Source organism: Paenibacillus sp. FSL K6-3182, from assembly GCF_037976325.1.
Classification (GTDB): domain Bacteria; phylum Bacillota; class Bacilli; order Paenibacillales; family Paenibacillaceae; genus Pristimantibacillus.
Window position 1 is genome coordinate 3,118,291 of the sequence record NZ_CP150265.1, and the last position, 19,737, is coordinate 3,138,027.

A 19,737-nucleotide genomic window follows, 5' to 3' on the forward strand; every position below is an offset into this window, starting at 1 on the left:
CTATCCTTGCATAGTTTATCAGGATTGGTCCACACTAAGTTGAAGCGGAAATATTCGTTTTTACTTGACATCTATTGTCGAACGTGGGATAATTCCTATGATATACATCAGTACCTTTAACTCAGTCCCGAGAGGCTGGCAAGGTAGCGTGAATAACAGGTCTATAGAAGAGAAGAATAGGACAGCTTTATGCACTGCTTTCTGTGACGAGAGCTCTGCTTGCTTGCACCTATCTCTTTAAGCCTTATCACAAGCTCCTTGCGAAATTCGCAAGGAGCTTTTTGTCGCAACCTGGCAGTTTTGGACGGTTATGGAAGGAGTCAGCGGAAATGACGGAAGAAGAGCATTTAATCATCATGGATGAAACGGCGATTCGCCGCGCATTAACGCGAATTGCTCATGAAATTGTGGAGAAGAACAAGGGAATCGACAACTGTGTGATTGTAGGCATTCGCACAAGAGGGATCTACCTTGCTCGGCGAATTGCAGAGCGTATCGGTGAAATTGAAGGAAAGCCTGTTCCTGTGAGCGAGCTTGATATTACTCAATACCGTGATGATCGCAAAGCAATCATATCTGCAGACATGGAAATAGCAGCAGCAATTGGCGATACCGACGGCGTACCCTTTACGGTTCAGGACAAACGCATTATTTTGTTCGATGACGTATTGTACACGGGCCGCACGATTCGCGCTGCAATGGATGCGCTTATGGATTGCGGACGGCCGCAAAGCATTCAGCTCGCCGTCCTTGTAGACAGAGGGCATCGCGAACTGCCGATTCGACCAGATTTTGTAGGCAAGAACGTCCCAAGCTCTAAACAAGAGCAAATCGATGTGGCTCTTACCGAAATCGATCAAATCGACCAAGTGACCATTATTAATCAGAGGGGGCAAGCCGGATGACCATCACACAGCTTAAACAACGGAGTTTGCTCGGATTAAAAGATTTAAGCCAAGAAGAGATTGAATCGATACTAGATCGTGCTGCTTATTGGGAGAATCATTCAAACAAAGTGCACACGACGATGCAAGGCAGATTTGCAGCCAATATGTTTTTCGAGAACAGCACGCGTACTCGCTTTTCATTTGAAGTAGCAGAGAAACGACTAGGTACAGAAGTGCTGAATTTCTCCGCTGCGGTTTCAAGTGTACAAAAGGGCGAGTCAATCTACGATACAGTACGCACACTTGAGTCAATGGGAATTGACGTTGGCATCATTCGCTTAAAGCCGATCGGCGTTCTTGCAGAACTGGCAACGAAGATCAAGGTGCCCCTCATTAATGCCGGCGATGGCAATAACGAGCACCCGACACAAGCGCTGCTGGATATGTATACGATGCGCAAGCATTTTGGACAACTCAAAGGCTTAACGGTCTCGATTGTTGGAGATGTGCTGCATAGCCGCGTTGCAAGATCGAATCTATGGGCTTTGCAAAAATTCGGAGTTAATGTGAACTTTTGCTCACCGCCAAATATGCAAGCTTCTGAACTTGACGTCTCTTATGTCTCTATAGATGAAGCTTTAAAATCAGATGTTGTCATGATGCTGCGCGTCCAGCTGGAACGCCATGAAAGCGGAATGCTGAACTCTGCTGAAAGTTACCGCGAACATTACGGCTTGACGGTAGAGAGAGCCAGCAAGCTGGCTAATCACGCGATCATTATGCATCCTGCTCCAATCAACCGCAACGTAGAAATAGACGATGAACTGGTTGAGCATCCACAATCTCGCATTTTCCCGCAAATGGAAAACGGGGTTCCTATCCGCATGGCGGTAGTAGAGCGTGCGCTCAGCTAACTTTAGCAACATAGACCTAAATCCGGAGGGTGAAACGACAATGTCATTATGGATTATAAACGGTAACGTATGGAATGAAACTTCGGGCAGCTTAGAAAGTAAGCATATTCGGATTGAAAATAACAAGATCGAAGCTATTATAGACGGTTCCGAGACAGTAGATACAGGAAGCGCAGAAGTCATTGATGCAAAGGGCAAGCTGGTATCGCCAGGCTTTATCGATATGCACGTTCATTTGCGCGATCCGGGCTTTGAATATAAAGAAGATATCGCAACAGGCACACGCTCTGCGGCAAAAGGCGGATTTACAACGATTGCATGTATGCCCAACACTCGTCCTGTAACGGATACTGCTGAAACGGTACGCTACATTACGAACAAGGCGGCTCAAGTCGGCGTTGTCAAAGTATTGCCATACGCATCCATCACTAAAAACGAGCTTGGCCGCGAGTTGACGGATTTTGCTTCATTAAAAGAAGCGGGTGCAATTGGCTTTACGGATGACGGTGTAGGTGTCCAGAACGCGCAAATGATGAAAAACGCGATGGCGCTTGCTCATTCCATGGATATGCCGATCATCGCTCACTGCGAAGATGATTCATTGGTTGAAGGCGCTTGGGCATCGGAAGGCGAGTTTTCCCGCAAGCACGGCTTGAAAGCTATCCCAAATGAATCCGAAGCGATTCATGTAGGCAGAGACGTTCTATTGGCGGAAGCGACGGGCGTTCATTATCATGTATGCCACGTTAGCACTGAGCAATCGGTACGGTTAATTCGCCTAGCTAAGCAAATCGGAGTTCGCGTAACTGCTGAGGTTTGCCCGCATCACTTGCTGCTTTCTGATGAGGATATTCCGGGCCTTGATGATGCAAATTGGAAAATGAATCCTCCGCTTCGTACGCCGCGTGATGTTCAAGCGGTTATCGAGGCGATTGAAGACGGAACGATCGATATGGTCGTTACGGATCATGCACCGCATAGCGCGGAAGAGAAAGCTCGCGGCGTTCAACTTGCACCTTTTGGCATCGTTGGCTTCGAGACTGCTTTCCCGCTCTTGTACACAAAATTTGTTCAAACCGGCAAGTGGACGCTTGGCTTCCTGCTGCAGCGCATGACTGCGGATCCGGCACGTGTTTTCCGGCTTCCAACGGGGCGTTTAGAGCAAGGCGCTCCTGCTGATATTACAATCGTTGATTTGGACAACGAGCGTTCGGTTGATCCGAGCACATTCGCATCCAAAAGCAACAACACGCCATTCGGCGGCTGGAAGCTTAGCGGCTGGCCTGTAACGACGATCGTTGAAGGCGCAGTTGTTTGGTCAGAATAAATAACTTTTACTAACTAAAGCCAATATATGGGGACAATCAACACCTGAGGAGTGATACGGATGCAAGCAAGATTATTATTGGAAGACGGTACATTGTTCACAGGACTTTCGTTCGGTGCAGAAGCACAAATGATGGGCGAGGTTGTATTTAATACTGGAATTACTGGTTATCAAGAAGTTTTATCCGATCCGTCCTACTGCGGACAAATCGTAACGATGACCTATCCGCTAATCGGCAACTACGGCATTACACGTGATGATTTTGAGTCGATGCGTCCATTTATTCATGGCTTTGTCGTTCGTCGTCATGAAGAAGTGCCAAGCAACTGGCGTGCTCAATATTCACTAGGACAACTTCTTAAAGAATACGGCATCCCGGGCATCAGCGACATCGATACACGTATGCTTACTCGCAAGCTTCGTAACTACGGTACAATGAAAGGCCTAATTACAACAGGCAATGAGCGTGTAGAAGAACTTGCTGAACGTCTTAATATCTCGAAGCTAATGACGGATCAAGTTGCACGCACTTCTACATCTCATGTATTCTCAAGCCCGGGTCAAGGCGAGCGTATCGTACTTGTTGACTTTGGTGCAAAAAGCGGTATTTTGCGCGAGCTTACTAAGCGCGGCTGCGATGTAGTCGTTGTTCCTCACGATACAACAGCAGACCAAATTCGTCGCCTAGCTCCAGACGGCATTCAATTGTCCAATGGCCCTGGGGACCCGCAAGATGCACCTTATGCTGTAAAAATGATTTCTGAGCTGCTCGGCGAATATCCGATCTTCGGAATTTGCTTAGGCCACCAGCTGTTCGCATTAGCTTGCGGAGCAGAAACAACGAAGCTTAAATTCGGACATCGCGGCGGAAACCACCCGGTTAAAGAATTGGCAACTAACCGCTGCTACATTACTTCACAAAACCATGGCTACACGGTGCTTGAAGAATCAGTAGCGAACACGCCGCTTGTAGTAACACATATCAATAACAATGACCGCACGATCGAAGGACTTAAACATAATACATTCCCAGCTTTCTCGGTTCAATATCACCCAGAAGCTGCGCCTGGACCGTATGACTCCAGCTATTTGTTTGATGAGTTCCTAGAAATGATCCGTACGCACAAGAAAAATAACCCACAAAAACCTCGTCAAGCTGTGTTGTCGGAGACGTTGAAAGGAGAGCTTCAGTATGCCCAAAAATAATGAACTCAAAAAAATTCTCGTGATCGGTTCCGGTCCAATTGTCATCGGACAAGCGGCGGAATTCGACTATGCCGGTACTCAAGCCTGCCAAGCGCTCAAAGAAGAGGGCTATGAGGTTGTTCTTATAAACAGTAACCCAGCAACAATCATGACAGACACGAACATGGCTGACAAAGTATACATCGAGCCTATTACTTTAGATTTTGTATCACAAATCATTCGTCAAGAACGTCCAGATGGACTTCTTCCGACGCTTGGCGGCCAGACAGGCCTTAATATGGCGGTTGAGCTTGCACGCGCAGGCGTTCTTGAACGCGAGAATGTAAAATTGCTTGGAACACAACTGACAGCTATTGAGAAAGCGGAGGATCGCGACTTATTCCGTGACCTTATGCGTGAGCTGGAACAGCCAGTACCAGACAGTGACATCGTGACTACAGTAGAAGATGCAGTTAACTTCGCTAACACGATCGGTTACCCAATCATCGTTCGTCCTGCTTATACACTGGGCGGAACAGGCGGCGGTATTTGTGCGAATGAAGAAGAACTGCGCGAAACGGTTGCTTCTGGAATCCGTTATAGCCCGATTAGCCAGTGCTTGATCGAGAAATCGATCGCAGGCATGAAGGAAGTCGAATATGAAGTTATGCGTGATGCGAACGATAACTGTATCGTTGTCTGCAACATGGAAAACTTTGACCCGGTTGGCGTACATACAGGCGATAGCATCGTCGTAGCGCCAAGCCAAACCTTGTCTGATCGCGAGTATCAAATGCTTCGTTCAGCTTCCCTAAAAATTATTCGTGCGCTGAACATCGAGGGCGGCTGTAACGTACAGTTCGCACTTGATCCACAAAGCTATCAATATTATGTCATTGAAGTAAATCCGCGCGTAAGCCGTTCATCGGCACTAGCGTCGAAAGCAACAGGCTACCCAATTGCCAAAATGGCAGCAAAAATCGCTGTCGGCTACACACTCGATGAGCTTGTAAACCCTGTTACAGGACAAACGTATGCTTGCTTCGAGCCAACACTTGATTATATCGTATCGAAAATTCCACGCTGGCCGTTTGATAAATTCGTAAACGCGAACCGTAAACTTGGTACGCAAATGAAAGCAACTGGCGAAGTTATGGCTATCGGCCGTACGTTTGAGGAATCCATTCATAAAGCGGTTCGTTCACTGGAAATTGGCGCTCACCGCATTCACTTGAAAGAAGCTTCTTCTTTAGAAGATGCAGTGCTTCGCGCACGTCTAGAGAAGCCGGATGATGAGCGTATGTTCCTCGTAGCAGAAGCGTTCCGCCGGGGCTATCAGCTTCAAGAAATCCAAGACATTACAAACATCGACTGGTGGTTCCTTGATAAAATTCAGTCTATCGTAGCATTCGAGGATCGTATGCGCAGCGAATCAACGTTGAATCAACAAACGTTGTATGAAGCTAAACGCAAAGGCTTCTCAGATCGCTCTATTGCTGAAATTCGTCAAGAAGGTTTCCCGAATGGCAGTCACACAACGGAAGCTGACGTGCGTGTACTTCGCGAACAGCTTAACTTAAAGCCGGTATACAAAATGGTTGATACATGCGCAGCTGAATTTGAAGCTTCGACACCATATTACTACTCCACTTATGAAGTAGAGAATGAAGTAACAGTTACGGACAAACAGAAGGTTCTAGTCCTTGGCTCTGGACCAATTCGTATCGGTCAAGGCATCGAGTTCGATTACTCGACGGTTCATGCGGTATGGGCAATTCAAAATGCAGGTTATGAAGCGGTTATTATTAATAATAACCCAGAGACGGTTTCAACAGACTTCAGCACTTCGGACAGACTCTACTTTGAGCCATTGTTCTTTGAAGATGTAATGAATGTTATTGAGCAAGAAAATCCGATTGGCGTAATCGTACAATTCGGCGGTCAAACGGCAATCAACCTTGCAGCTCCGCTTTCCAAAGCTGGCGTACGCATTCTAGGCTCCAGCCTTGAGAGCATCGATGCAGCAGAGGATCGCAAGAAATTCGAAGCATTGCTTCGCAGCCTGAACATCGCACAGCCTGACGGCAAAACGGTTATCTCTGTTGATGAAGCGGTAGTTACGGCACAAGGACTTGGTTATCCGGTACTCGTTCGTCCTTCCTATGTACTTGGCGGACGCGCAATGGAAATTGTGTACTCGGACGAAGAATTGCTTAACTATATGGAAGTTGCAGTGAAAATCAACCCTGAGCACCCGGTTCTAATCGACCGTTATATGCTAGGTAAAGAAGCTGAAGTAGACGCAATATGTGATGGCGAGACCGTAGTTATTCCAGGGATTATGGAGCATGTTGAGCGCGCAGGCGTTCACTCAGGCGACTCCATTGCGGTATATCCACCACAATCACTTTCGGAAGAAATTAAACAGCAAATCGTTGACATCACGATTAGCATTACTAAAGCTCTTAACGTAATTGGACTTGTTAACATCCAGTTCGTCATTCACCAAGAAAAAGTATATGTGATAGAAGTTAATCCGCGTTCATCGCGTACCGTACCTTTCCTAAGCAAAGTTACGAATATTCCGATGGCAAACTTAGCTACTAAAGCAATTCTCGGTACGAAGCTTGCTGATCTTGGTTATGTTGAAGGCTTGTGGCCTGAGGATGAATATGTTTCGGTAAAAGTTCCTGTCTTCTCCTTCGCGAAGCTGCGCCGGGTTGACCCAACGCTAACGCCGGAAATGAAATCAACAGGTGAAGTAATGGGCCGCGACGTTCAATATGCGAAAGCTCTTTATAAAGGTCTCATTGGCGCAGGTATGAAAATTCCAACATCAGGCGCTATCATTGCTACAGTTGCGGATAAAGATAAAGAGGAAGCAACAGAGTTGCTTCGCGGATTCTTTAACCTAGGCTACAAAATTATTGCTACAGGCGGAACGGCGAAAGCACTCGAAGAAGCCGGCCTTATCGTTACGACGGTTAATAAGCTTAGCGAAGGCTCGCCGAATATTCTTGATCTAGTACGTGAAGGGCAAGCGCAATTTGTAGTCAATACGTTGACTAAAGGAAAAGCTCCTGAACGTGATGGATTCAGAATTCGTCGTGAAGCGGTTGAGAATGGCGTCGTTTGTATGACATCGCTTGATACAGTTCGTGCATTGCTTGTTATGCTCGAAACGTTGAACTTCTCCTCCCGTTCAATGCCAGTAGCGCTACAAAACAAATAAGCTCACTGAGCTTAAAAGTACGGCCAGCGTTTATTGCTTCGTTATCTACCTTAAGAAGTTAGTCTTAAGGTGGATAGCTTGAAGCAAACGTATGGCCGTTTATTTTGCAAATGAACAGAGAAATGGAGCGATTTCGGATGAAATTGACTAAAGAGCAAGCAGCAGGACGGATTATGGTAGCCCTTGATTATCCAGATGCAGCAGCGGCTGAACGTTTAATTGCCGAACTGCAAGGCATTCCCTGTTTCATAAAGGTGGGCATGCAGTTGTTTTATGCTGCTGGTCCTTCCTTCGTGCAAAGCTTGAAAGAGCGTGGTTACTACGTATTTCTTGATGTGAAAATGCATGATATTCCGAACACTGTCAAAGGCGGCTCTAATAGCGTAACGAAATTGGGAGTTGACATGTTTAACGTCCATGCAGCAGGGGGCAGTGATATGATGGAGGCTGCGCTTGAGGGTGTAGATATTGCATTAACAGGCAGCAGCCTTCGTAAGCCAACGGTAATCGCGGTAACTCATTTGACAAGTACGAGCCAGTCCATGCTCAATGAGCAGATCGGTATTAGCGGAACCGTAGAAGCGGCAGTGCTTCGTTATGCAGAGCTTACCAAAAAAGCGGGTTTGGACGGTGTTGTCGCATCACCTTCCGAGGTTGAGGCTATTAAGTCGCTATGCGGCAGCTCTTTCAAAACCGTAACGCCAGGGATTCGTCCCATTGGAGCGGATGTTAATGATCAATCACGCATCATGACGCCAAGTGAGGCGCTGCGCAAAGGAACTGATTATATGGTTATCGGTCGCCCGATTACAGCGGCACCAAATCCGCGTGCAGCATTAGAATCTATTATTGAGGAGCTGATTTCCTATGAGTAAAATTACTTTATCTGAATTGCCAAATCAAATTGCTAAAAGCCTGCTAGAAATCGAAGCCGTGGCACTTCGCCCTAATGAGCCATTCACATGGACATCAGGCATTAAATCACCAATCTATTGTGATAACCGCCTTACGATGACATACCCAGCGATTCGCAATCTTGTTGCAGAAGGTTTCGCAACGATTATTCGTGAGCGTTATCCTGATGCTGAGGTTATTGCGGGCACTTCAACAGCCGGTATTCCCCATGCAGCTTGGGTTGCACAGAAGCTAAATCTGCCGATGGCTTATATTCGCGATAAGGCGAAAGGTCATGGCAAGCAGAATCAAATCGAGGGCCGTGTTCTACCTGGTCAAAAGGTCGTCGTGATCGAGGATTTGATCTCGACAGGCGGAAGCTCGCTTAAAGCTGGTCTTGCAGTTAGAGAAGCAGGCGCAGAAGTGTTGGCGGTGCTTGCTATATTCACTTACGAATTTGATTCAGCGATTCAAGCCTTTGCATCAGAGCAAATGCCTCTTGTTACATTGTCTAGCTATAGTGCACTTATTCAAACAGCTGTAGAGCTTGGAAAAGTTGCTCCTGAAGATGTAGCTGCTTTGCAAGCTTGGAGACAAGATCCTCAATCGTTTGGAAAATAATTACTGAAATAAAAAAAGCGTGCTCTTTCCATGAGAGCTCGCTTTTTTTGTGACAAAATTGTTCATAATTCGACACTAAAATTTAATTTTTTTTGAAAGGGACTCTTCTTAATAGCTATTTGTCTCCGATAAATAATTATAGAGTATAGTCATGAATTGAGGGGCGGGGTTTTAATGAAATTGTCTTTACGTGTTAGGCTGGTCTTGTTGTCTTTGGTTCCACTTATGTTTTACGCATTTACAGGGATTTATTTGCTCAATGAGCAATGGCGTGTGTTGAATGACATGACAGATCGTATTTATGAAACTTCTAATCAAGTAGACACATTAGTATTAAACGCGGATAGGGATATGTATCAGGCCTATCAAGCTTACTTGAGAGTGGAATCCGGTACTTTGGATCAAGTAAATGCAGACGCTGCTCGAGCGGAGTTAGCCGAAAATATAAAACAAGTTGAAGACAGGGTAGGAGAAGCGCAAGCCATTTTATATGAGAAAGGACTTCAGAACTTAGCAGAAGGAGAAACTGAGCGCAGCATAAACCAAATTTTAATTGAGTTTAAGGCTAATTTTAATTTCTGGTCAGTTGCTGCGGTAAAAGCAGCAGCGGATGGAAAGAACAATTTTCAAAATAAACAGATCGATAATAGCTTCTTAACAAGCCGTACAGGGATTGATGAAATCGGTCAAAATATTAATATTTATGCACAAACCACGATTACTGATATTACAAATGAGCTTAGAAAAACGCAGCTTACTCTCTTAATCTGCATCATTGCGGTTACATTAGTTATATTAATTGCTATGTACTTTACAGTGCGTCATATAATGAAGACAATCAAGAGCGTTGTATTTAAGACACAGCGAGTAGCAGAAGGGGATTTAACGGTTCTTCCGGATCAGAAATACAGCAAGGATGAGCTTGGCCGTATTTCGCAATCGGTGGATCATATGATTGAAGCTACAAAGCAGCTGATTAGCGGTATTGCTAGCAATGCAGCTGAAGTGACCAAATCAACTGATCAGTTAACGACTGCATCTAAGGAATCTGCAGATGCAGCAGAGCATGTCGCTCAAAATATTCAGGAAGTAGCCAATGGCTCAGAAGTACAAGCAAGAGGTGCGGAGGAAACTTCTAGAGCGATCGAAGAGATGACGATAGGTATTCAACGAATCGCAGAAAATACAGCCTCAATTGCCGATAAATCATCTTCAACCTCTAAGCAGGCTGAACTTGGTCATGAAGCGCTGCTCCGGTTAATTGATCAAATGAGCGAGGTGACCTCAGTAACTGGAAAACTATCGAATACAATTGAAACGCTTGAGCATCGTTCCAAGGAGATAGGTGCAATTGCCGAGAATATAACAAGTTTTTCAAACCAAACGAATATTTTGTCGCTGAACGCATCAATAGAAGCAGCTCGTGCAGGCGAACACGGCAGAGGTTTTGCGGTCGTTGCAGGAGAGATTCGGAAGCTGGCAGCGGGATCCCTTGCATCTGCTGACGGGATACATCAACTGGTGGACATTACCCGAAGTGAAATCGCAGGAGCCTCGGCTTACATGTCGCAAACGGTTCTGGAAATGGAGCGAGGCAGCGCGCGGGTAGGCGAGGTTCGTCAGAACTTGGATGTCATCGTTGCTTCTATTACACAGATGAGTGAGCAGATTCATGAAAATTCTGCAATTACTCAGCAAATGTCAGCCAGCTCGGAGCAGGTAAGCGCCTCAATGCAGCAAACGGCTGCTACAGCTGCCGTTAATCTGGAGAAGACAGAAAATGTTGCTGCCGCAACGGAAGAACAGCTCGCTTTGATGGATAACATTTCTTCAGCAGCTGTTCATTTAGAGGAAATTGTACGCGATTTGGATCTTGCTATTTCTCATTTCAAGGTGAAGTAAGATAATGTAAAAGCTGTTTTTTATGCGGAGTTTAAGCCTTCGCTAAAAGCAGCTTTTTTTGTTCGAAAAAGGTTTTAAAAAGTTGTTTAAATTTGACGTAACTTTTTGAGCATGTCCTACGTCTATCATGTAAGATGAGAATTATGAAAGTTGGTTGAGGAGGGATCGGAAGCGCTAATGGCCATTCCGCAGGAAGAAGAACAGAAGGTAGAAGAGCAGTTTGAAACGACTGATGAAAGACGCGATCTGCTTAAAGTTATTGATGTAGAGCGAACGTTCCAGGTTGGAGGAACTCCGCTGCCTGTACTGAAGGGCATCAATATGGAGCTTAAGGAGCGTCAATTAGTCATGCTGAGAGGCAGATCAGGCTCTGGCAAGACGACGCTGCTGAATTGCTTGGGCGGGCTCGATACGCCAAGCAAAGGAGAGATTTTATTTAACGGTTTGAAGTTTCACAGCATGAGCGATGACCAACGCACTTTAGTTAGGCGAAAGCACATGGGCTTTATATTTCAAGCCTTCGCACTTATGCCGCTATTGTCCGCACGTGAGAATGTGGAGCTGTCTCTTCGGATGGCTGGTGTACCACGAGCGGAATGGAAGGATAGAGTTACGCAATGTCTTGAACTGGTTGGTTTGGAGCGCCGAATGAATCATCGTCCCTTCGAGCTTTCCGGCGGTGAGCAGCAGCGGGTCGCAATTGCTAAGGCGATCGCCCATAAGCCAATGCTGCTGCTTGCTGACGAACCGACGGCAGAGCTTGATACTGGCATGTCAGCTCAAATTATGGCGGTTTTCCAAAATATTATTCGCACTGAACAAGTATCTATTTGTATGACTACACATGATCCTACGATTTTGGAGGTTGCTGACATTGTCTATGAAATGGTGGACGGAAAATTTATTTAAGCGTTCAATGGTTGTTGTATTAAGTGCTTCTTTGGTGCTTTCAAGCGGGTGCTCCTTGCTTCCCGCAGAAGATGAAGAAGAGGTTATTCCTGAGATTGCCCCTGCACAAATATCCAAAAAGCCCGAGTATGAGGTAACGACGACGACATTAGAAACGTCGATACCGCTGATCGGCAAGCTTATCTCTTTGGAAGAAGAGACGATGTTTTTCACATTGGACGGCAAGAATTTGAAAGAGTTGAATGTGAAAGTAGGAACAACTGTAAAAGCCGGTCAAGTGATTGGTCAGCTGGATGTTGATGTACTGGTCAAAAGCTTGCGGCAAGAGCGGCTTTCATTTAGGAAAATCGAAAATGAGATGAAAGACACGCTTCGCCAGCGTGATGAAATGGATCCGATTGAATTCGAAGGTAAGCTGATTGCTTTTGAAGAACAGAAGCAGAAGCTAGTCGATATGGAAGAGGAAATCGGGAAAGCGACATTAAAAGCTCCATTTGCCGGAACGATTGTATCGCTTAACGTGCAGAAGGGCGATTTGATTAAAGCCTATGCTCCAATTGCAATTGTAGCCGATACGAGCAAGATTACAGCTGCAGCCAAAATTTCTAAGTCAGAGCTAGAAAAATTAGGCGTTGGCATGGAAGTAACGGCTGATATTACGAGCGTTGGTAAATTTAAAGGCAAGATCAAGCAGCTCCCTTACAAAACGGAGGAACAGAACAACGGCGGCGGCGGTGGTGGTTCTGGCGTAGAGAAACCGGAAAAACCCGAAGACTTCTTAATCGTTGATCTTAAGGATTTGCCTAAAAACTTGAATCGCGGCATGCCGCTTTCGATTAAAGTCATTACGAAGCGCACTGAAAATGCTATTGTTATTCCTCCTTCTACGCTTCGTTCTATTGGATCTCGTACGTACGTGCAGGTCATTGAAGGCGAAGTTAAGCGCGAAGTTGACGTAGAGGTCGGCCAACAAACCTCGACGAATATCGAGATCCTCAAAGGGTTGAAACCGGGGCAGAAAGTTGTAGGTCGATAGCCAATGGGAATTCCGCTGTTTCGTTTTTTGTTCCGCAAAATGTGGAACACGCGCTGGCTAACCTTAAGCACGCTGGCTGGGCTAACTCTGGCGGTTGCATTTGCAACGAGTATCCCTATGTATGCAGATGGTGCACTCAAGAGAGTAGTAGCCGAATCACTGCAACAGAAGAGTACCGGATTACCTGCGGGCTCGCTTCTCATGAGATATCAATCACCTGCTGGCGGGAAAACGGATTTAGCAGCGCTGTCGGAGCTTGAAAAGTATATTAAAGATGGAATACCGAAGGAAATTGGATTTCCATTTGGTACGTATGTAAACAGCTATTCAATTCGCGGTGCAGAGGTCGTTCCTGAGGATTCAAGCAAAGTAGACGCAGGACGAAACCGTCAACTGACGATTATGAACTTGTCAGAACTTGAAAAAAATACAGAGCTGACCCAAGGTAAATGGTTTTCAAACACCGAAGGGGATGGAGACATACTCGAAGCAGTCATGTTCGAGGAAGCAATGTATAGAAATGATGTACATATCGGCGATGTTTTTGAATATCCGATATACGGTGGACTGGATCTGACATTGCGAGTGAAAATTGTCGGAGCAGTCAAACCGCTTACTGATACGAGTTCATACTGGTATCAAGGGATGGAAAGCTTGCTGAACACGTTCCAAATAAGCAAAGCAGCATTCGAAAAGACGCTGTTAGCGAATAAAAAAATACCGCTGCATAATGCAAGCTGGTACTACGCATTTGATTTATCAGAAGTAAAAACGAGTCAATTAACACCGTTAAGCAAGACGCTAGAACGCTTGAATATTGAGCTGTATCAGCGTCTTAAGGACACAAGAGTAGAAATTTCTTTTGCATCCACGCTTACCGAATTTAAGAAACAAAGCCTGCAGCTGCAAACATTGCTGTTTACGCTAGCTGCTCCAATGCTTGCGATGGTGTTTTTCTTCATTGCCATGAATGCAAGGCAGTCACTGGATAAGCAGCGAAGCGACATTGCAGTGCTTCGAAGCAGGGGGGCCGGCACACGGCAAATCATATGGATTTATTTGCTCGAAGGACTACTGCTTGGAGGTATCGCGCTTGGAAGCGGTCCGTTTATAGGTTGGTTCATGGCGAAGAGTATCGGATCAGCCAATGGCTTCCTTTCTTTCGTTAATCGGAAGTCCATACCGGTTGGCTTCTCTACTGAGGCCATTATTGCTGGTGGAGCTGCAGTCTTTCTAGCGCTTATGGCGACCATTATTCCAGCTGTTATTTATGCAAGATCTTCAATCGTTAGTTATAAGCAGGATCTGGCGCGTTCTGATCGCAAGCCAGTTTGGCAGCGTTGGTATCTTGATGTCTTGTTAATTGCCGCTGCTGGTTATGGCTGGTATATGTTCAATGAGCGCCAAATGTTGACATTCAAAACAGGCATGACAACGGATCAATTAAACGTACAGCCATTTTTATTTTTTGTTCCTGCCTTATCAATCTTTGCATTTGGGTTGTTTTTCTTAAGATTATTCCCATGGCTATTGAAGGTGTTTACATGGCTAGGACGCAAATTTTTACCGGTTCCGCTTTATTTGACGCTGACTCAGCTTTCACGTTCATCTAAAGGGTATTACCCTTTGATGATTCTATTGGTGCTGACGCTGGGGCTTGGTGTTTATAACGCATCGGCAGCTAGAACGATTGATTTGAACTCCACGGAACGTACGCTGTATAAATACGGAGCAGACGTAACCATTCAAACGGTATGGGAAGGCTCTCCGGAAATTACCACGACGCCTGGCAACAACGGCGGAAATGGTGGTAACGGCGGCAGTGGAGGCAATGGCGGCGGTTCTGGCGGCGGTGGAAACGGCGGAAATGGAGGAGGAGGCAACGGCGGTGGTTCAGGCGGCGGAGGCGGTGGCGGTCAAACCATACCTTCAAAGATGTTGTTCAGTGAACCGCCTTTTGAGCTATTCCGTTCCCTTGAAGGCGTAGAAGCGGCTGCTCGTGTACTACAGACGAAGGGCAGCGTGGTCATTTCAGGCAAATCGATTGGTCAAGGAACCGTAATGGGAATTGATAATGTCGACTTTGCCAAGGTCGGCTGGTTCCGCAATGATTTGTACCCAGTTCATCCGAATTATTATTTAAATAACTTGGGTAAATATGAGCATGCGGCACTTATTCCTTCGAAAGTAGCAGAGAAATATCAATTAAAAATCGGAGATCCCGTGTCAGTTGGATTCGCCGAAGGTAAAGTGGATTTTATGGTCGTTGGCATTTTGCCTTATTGGCCTAGCCAATATCCGGATAAATCTCCGTTTATTATCACGAATTTAGATTATATTTATGACCAGCTTCCGCTTATTCCTTATGAGGTTTGGCTGAAGATGAAGCCTGATGCTAAAGTAGCTCCGATCGTTGAAGCGCTGCAAAAGGCTGGGGTGGAGATAGCAGCTATTAAAGATGTAAGAAGCGAGCTAATCATTCAATCGAAGCTTCCAACTAGAGGCGGCGTATTCGGAATATTGAGCTTAGGTTTCCTTGTTTCGGTCATCATCACATTAGCTGGCTACGTCCTATTCTGGTTCTTCAATCTCTCAGGGCGCGTTGTCCAATTCGGGGTATTGCGGGCGATGGGATTATCGCGAAGACAGCTTACAGGGATGCTGCTTCTGGAGCAGCTATTTACAGCAGGACTTGCGATTGGACTTGGCGTGTTAATAGGTAAAGGAGTGAGCTTGCTCTTCCTTCCTTTCTTGCAAACGACAGAAAACGTTGCAGAAACAGTACCGCCTTTCCGAGTCATATTCGAGTCTAGCGATACGAACCAATTGTTCATAGTTGTCGGATTTATGATGCTGACCGGCGCCTTGCTCCTCTTCCTGCACATACGCAGGCTTAGAGTGCATCAAGCGGTCAAGATGGGAGAAGAACGATGACAACAGCGATGATCGATTGCGAAGGTCTAGTGAAAATTTACAAGACAGACGATCTAGAGGTCGTTGCCCTGCAAGGCTTGAACCTAAAAGTAAACGAAGGCGAGCTAATGGCTATCATCGGCAACAGCGGCAGCGGGAAATCGACGCTTCTGAATACGCTGGGCGGTCTTGACCGCCCTTCAGCCGGCCAGGTGCATGTAGGTCCATGGGATCTTCTGAAGATTTCCGAAGAGGATCTAGTGAAATACAAGAGGGAGACGGTAGGATTTATTTGGCAAAATAATGCCAGAAACCTGCTGCCTTATCTTACTGCCCTCGAAAATGTAGAAATGCCGATGATGCTTTCGGGGAAGGTTGATCGCGCATATGCGAAGCAGCTGCTTGAATGGGTTGGTTTGAAGGAGCGAATGCATAACAAGCTCCATCAATTGTCAGGCGGTGAGCAGCAAAGGGTTGCCATTGCCATTTCATTGTCGAATCGCCCGAAGCTTCTGCTTGCGGATGAACCGACAGGTTCGGTTGATACGGCTACCTCCGATTTGATTATGGGTATTTTCCGCAGGTTGAATCGCGAGATCGGTATTACCATCGTCATTGTAACGCATGACTTGACGCTTGCAGGCAAGGTAGACCGAGTGGTTGCCATTCGCGATGGCTTGACGAGCACCGAGTTTATTAAACGCAATCCGAATATTAATCTTGATGGAGGTGAGGCAGAGCTTCCAGCTGTTAGCAGCGGACTGCAGTCTGTGCATGAAGCCTATGTCGTGGTAGATCGCGTTGGACGTTTACAAGTGCCTAAGGAATATTTATCTGCTCTTAATATTAAAGACAAAGCAACGATGGAATTTGACGGCGAGCGGATTATTATTACTCCGCCTAAATCACTAGGGGGTTAAAACCAAATGAATAATAAAAGATGGTCAGGCAAGCGAATTCGCAAATTTACTTTAGTATCGTTAACACTTACCCTGCTTATTGGCCTGCTTGCAGCGTGCAGCAGCGGCTCAGACAGCTCTACAGAAAAACGGGTTTTACGTATTGGCGTGCTTTATGGCGGTGCGGATAATGAGCCGTATTTCCGTCAGCAATACACGGATATGTATGAAATGTCTCATCCTAACATTGAGTTCCAAATCGTAGGCGCAATCAACTATGATGATCAACGCTTTGAACAGCAAGATCCTGCAAAGCCAACAAAGCAGCCAGATCCGTATGAAAAAATGAAAGAAATGCTAACTGGATCAAATCCAGTCGATGTGGTTGTTCTGGATTACAATATGCTTCGTCGGATGACACAAGACAACTTGCTGCAACCGCTGGATCCGCTAGTAGCACAAGATAAATTCGACTTGTCGGATTATGTTCCAACTGTTGTTGAAGGCATTAAAGCTGCTGGTGACGGTGGATTGTATGCATTGACGCCAACGTTCAACTCTTCTGCACTTTACTACAACAAAAAAATGTTTACTGAAGCTGGTGTAACTCCTCCGACAAACAAAATGGAGTGGACTGAAGTTCTTAACCTGGCACGTCAAGTGGCTAAAGGTGAAGGCGTGGACCGTAAATTTGGATTCTCTTTCAATCGTTGGTCCAATGACGGCTTTAGCAATGCGCAGTCTTATAGCCAAGCATTGCAGCTAAAAATGTGGGATGACAAAGGCGAGAAAATGCTCGTCAATAGCGATCAGTGGGAAAATGTATGGAGCACTGTTGCATCGCTGTATCAAGAAGAAGTGATTCCTACACAAGAATTTATGAATAAAATGTATGAAAAGCAAAATTCCGAAGGCGGCAATGACCCATTCTATGGTGATTTGTTCATCAAAGGCAAAATTGCGATGACGATCGGTGATTATGGTTATATCAATGAGCTTAAGAGAGCTTCGGACAACGCTTCGAAAATTAAAGATTTTGAAGCTGTTGATTGGGACGTTGTGACAGTTCCCGTTTCTCCAAGCGATCCAGAAGTAGGCAGCAGTATTTCATTGAGCCAGTTGATGGGTATTAACAACAAAGCTCAAAACGATAAAGACGCTTGGGATTTCATCAAGTTCTCCAATAGCAAGGAATGGGCTAAGCTGAAATCAAGAAGTCTATATGAAATGGTTGCACGTAAGGAATTTTTGACGCCAATCGGCGGTTTGCAATACAATATTGACGCATTTACTTCACTTAAGCCAATGCCGGCTGTAGATACGGACAAAATCTTCCGTGAGAAACCAGGCGTATGGGAAGCTCAACAACCTGGCTATGAATTGTTCCAGGCTGTAATCGAGAAGAAAAAATCTGCTCGTGAAGCGCTAGCTGAGTGGGAAACACGTGGAAACGCGGTTTTGGAAAAAATTAAAAACAATCCAACTGGAGAAGGCAACGGCGGCGGAGTCGAAATTATGCCAATGCCAAGATAATTTGAAATAAGGAAAAAGCCCGTAATCGACCTCTGCGTCGTTTGCGGGCTTTTTCCTTAATATTTGTCTAACCTCGTAATAGAAAGGACTGGTAAGCGGTCCAAGAGCCGTTCTCGGTCTGATACATCAGGTGTATGCGATCAATTCTCGAAGTAAGATCAATGGACTGCATGCGCAGATTTCCGAATAAATCATGCAGCTCATCAGCTGAGATTTCTTGCCCTATCGTGACATGTGGCGTGAAAACATATTTGGGCTCGACAATGGCCAGCGGACCGCTGCATACGCTCTCCTGGAGCTTCTGCATGGAAACGGTGTCTTCAAGCGCTAAATAGAGCACATGACTTACAGGGAAAAAAGTAGATACACGGTTCAAATGGATAGAGAAAGCAGGCAGCTTAGATGTTGTTTGCTCTAAATGAGCGACTGCAAGCTGCAATTCATCGTCTGACCAATCTTCTGCGTATCGTACTGTCAAATGAGCAGGCACAGCTGTGTAATGCGGATCATGGCGTCTTCGCCAGCTATTAGCGAAGTCCTGTACATGCTTTTCGGGGAAAACAACAATTCCATATAACATGGTCTTCAGCTCCTTCGAAATGACCTATTTTGAGTATACCCCATTTGCATGTATGATCCCAATTTTGGGGTATTCTAATGTATACAGCCTTTATTGGAGTGATAAGCATCAGCTTCTCCAATAAGATAGTGGAGGGATGACATGAGATGGGTATATTGGGTTCGCCTATATGAAACCAAATTTCAAGCGGGTTGTTTGGTTAGGAGAATGGAGAATGACGGTTGGATGTATGGCTATGAAACTCCGCATGAGGTAGAGGTATTTCGATCCCGAAAAGGGCGATACGGAGTGAGGTTTATACCATAAAAAATAAAAAGAAAATAAATTAGAATATTTTGCTTGACTTAAAACACACCTATATAGTATATTATTTTATGTCGCCAATTCAACTGGCTTTGCTCAAATGGATATACGTCGCGGGGTGGAGCAGCCCGGTAGCTCGTCGGGCTCATAACCCGAAGGCCGCAGGTTCAAATCCTGCCCCCGCAACCAACCTTTCGATGAATACGTTGAAATATACGTTTTTCGAGGGCCCTTAGCTCAGTTGGTTAGAGCGGTCGGCTCATAACCGATTGGTCGGGGGTTCGAGTCCCTCAGGGCCCACCATAAGCAAAACCTTTACAACATGCCGGGGTGGCGGAACTGGCAGACGCACAGGACTTAAAATCCTGCGGTGGGTGACCACCGTACGGGTTCGATTCCCGTCCTCGGCATACCTCGAAGACATTGACGAGTCAATGGTTTTCACGAAGTACATAAGATGTACAAACGATAAAAGAACCTCCTTTATAGAATCTGACTTGTCAGTTCTAAGCAAAGGAGGTTTTTTTATTGTTAAGTACTTAATATCTAGCGATTTAATTAAATATGTTAATTTCTAAAGTTGTTAAGTAAATTAGAGGCTG

General features: G+C 45.6%; 14 protein-coding genes and 3 tRNA genes. 16 read left to right on the plus strand and 1 reads right to left on the minus strand.

All coding sequences use genetic code 11. The features are described 5' to 3' along the window. The first annotated feature begins 329 nt into the window (after positions 1–329). The 13 genes from pyrR (at position 330) to MHH56_RS13425 (ending at position 18,252) form a co-directional block, all read left to right on the plus strand. Complete coding sequence (gene pyrR, locus MHH56_RS13365; RefSeq protein WP_339208740.1) at positions 330–905, plus strand: bifunctional pyr operon transcriptional regulator/uracil phosphoribosyltransferase PyrR; 576 nt, start codon at positions 330–332, stop codon at positions 903–905. Further along, positions 902–1,801: an aspartate carbamoyltransferase catalytic subunit gene (locus MHH56_RS13370; RefSeq protein WP_076268183.1), complete on the plus strand. Its 900-nt coding sequence runs from the start codon at positions 902–904 to the stop codon at positions 1,799–1,801. Before pyrR ends, MHH56_RS13370 begins: the two co-directional genes overlap by 4 nt. A gap of 40 nt (positions 1,802–1,841) precedes the next feature. Then, positions 1,842–3,128: a dihydroorotase gene (locus MHH56_RS13375; protein ID WP_339208741.1), complete on the plus strand. Its 1,287-nt coding sequence runs from the start codon at positions 1,842–1,844 to the stop codon at positions 3,126–3,128. Positions 3,129–3,188: 60 nt separating this feature from the next. Then, on the plus strand, positions 3,189–4,334 hold the full coding sequence (carA, locus tag MHH56_RS13380; RefSeq protein ID WP_339208742.1) for a glutamine-hydrolyzing carbamoyl-phosphate synthase small subunit: 1,146 nt from the start codon (positions 3,189–3,191) through the stop codon (positions 4,332–4,334). Continuing rightward, on the plus strand, positions 4,321–7,545 hold the full coding sequence (carB, locus tag MHH56_RS13385; protein WP_339208743.1) for a carbamoyl-phosphate synthase large subunit: 3,225 nt from the start codon (positions 4,321–4,323) through the stop codon (positions 7,543–7,545). The genes carA and carB overlap by 14 nt, the downstream gene beginning before the upstream one ends. Positions 7,546–7,682: 137 nt before the next feature. Beyond that, positions 7,683–8,420: an orotidine-5'-phosphate decarboxylase gene (gene pyrF / locus MHH56_RS13390; RefSeq protein WP_339208744.1), complete on the plus strand. Its 738-nt coding sequence runs from the start codon at positions 7,683–7,685 to the stop codon at positions 8,418–8,420. Then, positions 8,413–9,060 carry an orotate phosphoribosyltransferase gene (gene pyrE, locus MHH56_RS13395; RefSeq protein ID WP_339208746.1) on the plus strand — a complete coding sequence of 216 codons (648 nt, stop codon included), beginning with the start codon at positions 8,413–8,415 and terminating at the stop codon, positions 9,058–9,060. Before pyrF ends, pyrE begins: the two co-directional genes overlap by 8 nt. Positions 9,061–9,234: 174 nt before the next feature. Beyond that, entirely contained in the window at positions 9,235–10,962 is a 1,728-nt protein-coding gene (locus MHH56_RS13400; RefSeq protein WP_339208747.1) for a HAMP domain-containing methyl-accepting chemotaxis protein, read from the plus strand. Positions 10,963–11,139: 177 nt separating this feature from the next. Next, positions 11,140–11,871: an ABC transporter ATP-binding protein gene (locus MHH56_RS13405; RefSeq protein WP_339208749.1), complete on the plus strand. Its 732-nt coding sequence runs from the start codon at positions 11,140–11,142 to the stop codon at positions 11,869–11,871. After that, positions 11,843–12,907: an efflux RND transporter periplasmic adaptor subunit gene (locus MHH56_RS13410; RefSeq protein ID WP_339209586.1), complete on the plus strand. Its 1,065-nt coding sequence runs from the start codon at positions 11,843–11,845 to the stop codon at positions 12,905–12,907. Before MHH56_RS13405 ends, MHH56_RS13410 begins: the two co-directional genes overlap by 29 nt. A 3-nt stretch (positions 12,908–12,910) precedes the next feature. Then, positions 12,911–15,841, plus strand: a complete 2,931-nt coding sequence (locus tag MHH56_RS13415) for an FtsX-like permease family protein (protein ID WP_339208750.1) — start codon at positions 12,911–12,913, stop codon at positions 15,839–15,841. Positions 15,842–15,849: 8 nt separating this feature from the next. Continuing rightward, the gene (locus MHH56_RS13420) at positions 15,850–16,740 is read left to right on the plus strand and encodes an ABC transporter ATP-binding protein (RefSeq protein WP_076268354.1); all 891 of its coding nucleotides are present in this window, start codon (positions 15,850–15,852) and stop codon (positions 16,738–16,740) included. Between the two features lie 6 nt (positions 16,741–16,746). Next, positions 16,747–18,252 (plus strand): extracellular solute-binding protein, encoded by a 1,506-nt coding sequence (locus tag MHH56_RS13425; RefSeq protein WP_339208752.1) that lies wholly within the window; start codon positions 16,747–16,749, stop codon positions 18,250–18,252. 67 nt (positions 18,253–18,319) lie between these two features. Here the strand turns inward: MHH56_RS13425 and MHH56_RS13430 are convergent, their stop codons facing one another. Then, on the minus strand, positions 18,320–18,832 hold the full coding sequence (locus tag MHH56_RS13430; protein WP_339208753.1) for a 2'-5' RNA ligase family protein: 513 nt from the start codon (positions 18,830–18,832) through the stop codon (positions 18,320–18,322). Positions 18,833–19,247: 415 nt separating this feature from the next. Here MHH56_RS13430 and MHH56_RS13435 point away from each other — a divergent pair. The 3 genes from MHH56_RS13435 to MHH56_RS13445 all read left to right on the plus strand — a co-directional run bounded on the left by MHH56_RS13435 (position 19,248) and on the right by MHH56_RS13445 (position 19,545). Further along, positions 19,248–19,324 (plus strand) — tRNA-Met (locus MHH56_RS13435). A 37-nt stretch (positions 19,325–19,361) separates the two neighbouring features. Next, a tRNA-Ile gene (locus MHH56_RS13440) sits at positions 19,362–19,438 on the plus strand. A gap of 21 nt (positions 19,439–19,459) precedes the next feature. Further along, a tRNA-Leu gene (locus MHH56_RS13445) sits at positions 19,460–19,545 on the plus strand. The last annotated feature ends 192 nt before the right edge of the window (positions 19,546–19,737 follow it).

Coding starts and splice junctions, on each gene's coding strand:
- pyrR (WP_339208740.1), top strand. CDS start 330: ATGACGGAAGAAGAGCATTTAATCATCATGGATGAAACGGCGATTCGC.
- MHH56_RS13370 (WP_076268183.1), top strand. CDS start 902: ATGACCATCACACAGCTTAAACAACGGAGTTTGCTCGGATTAAAAGAT.
- MHH56_RS13375 (WP_339208741.1), top strand. CDS start 1,842: ATGTCATTATGGATTATAAACGGTAACGTATGGAATGAAACTTCGGGC.
- carA (WP_339208742.1), top strand. CDS start 3,189: ATGCAAGCAAGATTATTATTGGAAGACGGTACATTGTTCACAGGACTT.
- carB (WP_339208743.1), top strand. CDS start 4,321: ATGCCCAAAAATAATGAACTCAAAAAAATTCTCGTGATCGGTTCCGGT.
- pyrF (WP_339208744.1), top strand. CDS start 7,683: ATGAAATTGACTAAAGAGCAAGCAGCAGGACGGATTATGGTAGCCCTT.
- pyrE (WP_339208746.1), top strand. CDS start 8,413: ATGAGTAAAATTACTTTATCTGAATTGCCAAATCAAATTGCTAAAAGC.
- MHH56_RS13400 (WP_339208747.1), top strand. CDS start 9,235: ATGAAATTGTCTTTACGTGTTAGGCTGGTCTTGTTGTCTTTGGTTCCA.
- MHH56_RS13405 (WP_339208749.1), top strand. CDS start 11,140: ATGGCCATTCCGCAGGAAGAAGAACAGAAGGTAGAAGAGCAGTTTGAA.
- MHH56_RS13410 (WP_339209586.1), top strand. CDS start 11,843: ATGAAATGGTGGACGGAAAATTTATTTAAGCGTTCAATGGTTGTTGTA.
- MHH56_RS13415 (WP_339208750.1), top strand. CDS start 12,911: ATGGGAATTCCGCTGTTTCGTTTTTTGTTCCGCAAAATGTGGAACACG.
- MHH56_RS13420 (WP_076268354.1), top strand. CDS start 15,850: ATGATCGATTGCGAAGGTCTAGTGAAAATTTACAAGACAGACGATCTA.
- MHH56_RS13425 (WP_339208752.1), top strand. CDS start 16,747: ATGAATAATAAAAGATGGTCAGGCAAGCGAATTCGCAAATTTACTTTA.
- MHH56_RS13430 (WP_339208753.1), bottom strand. CDS start 18,832: ATGTTATATGGAATTGTTGTTTTCCCCGAAAAGCATGTACAGGACTTC.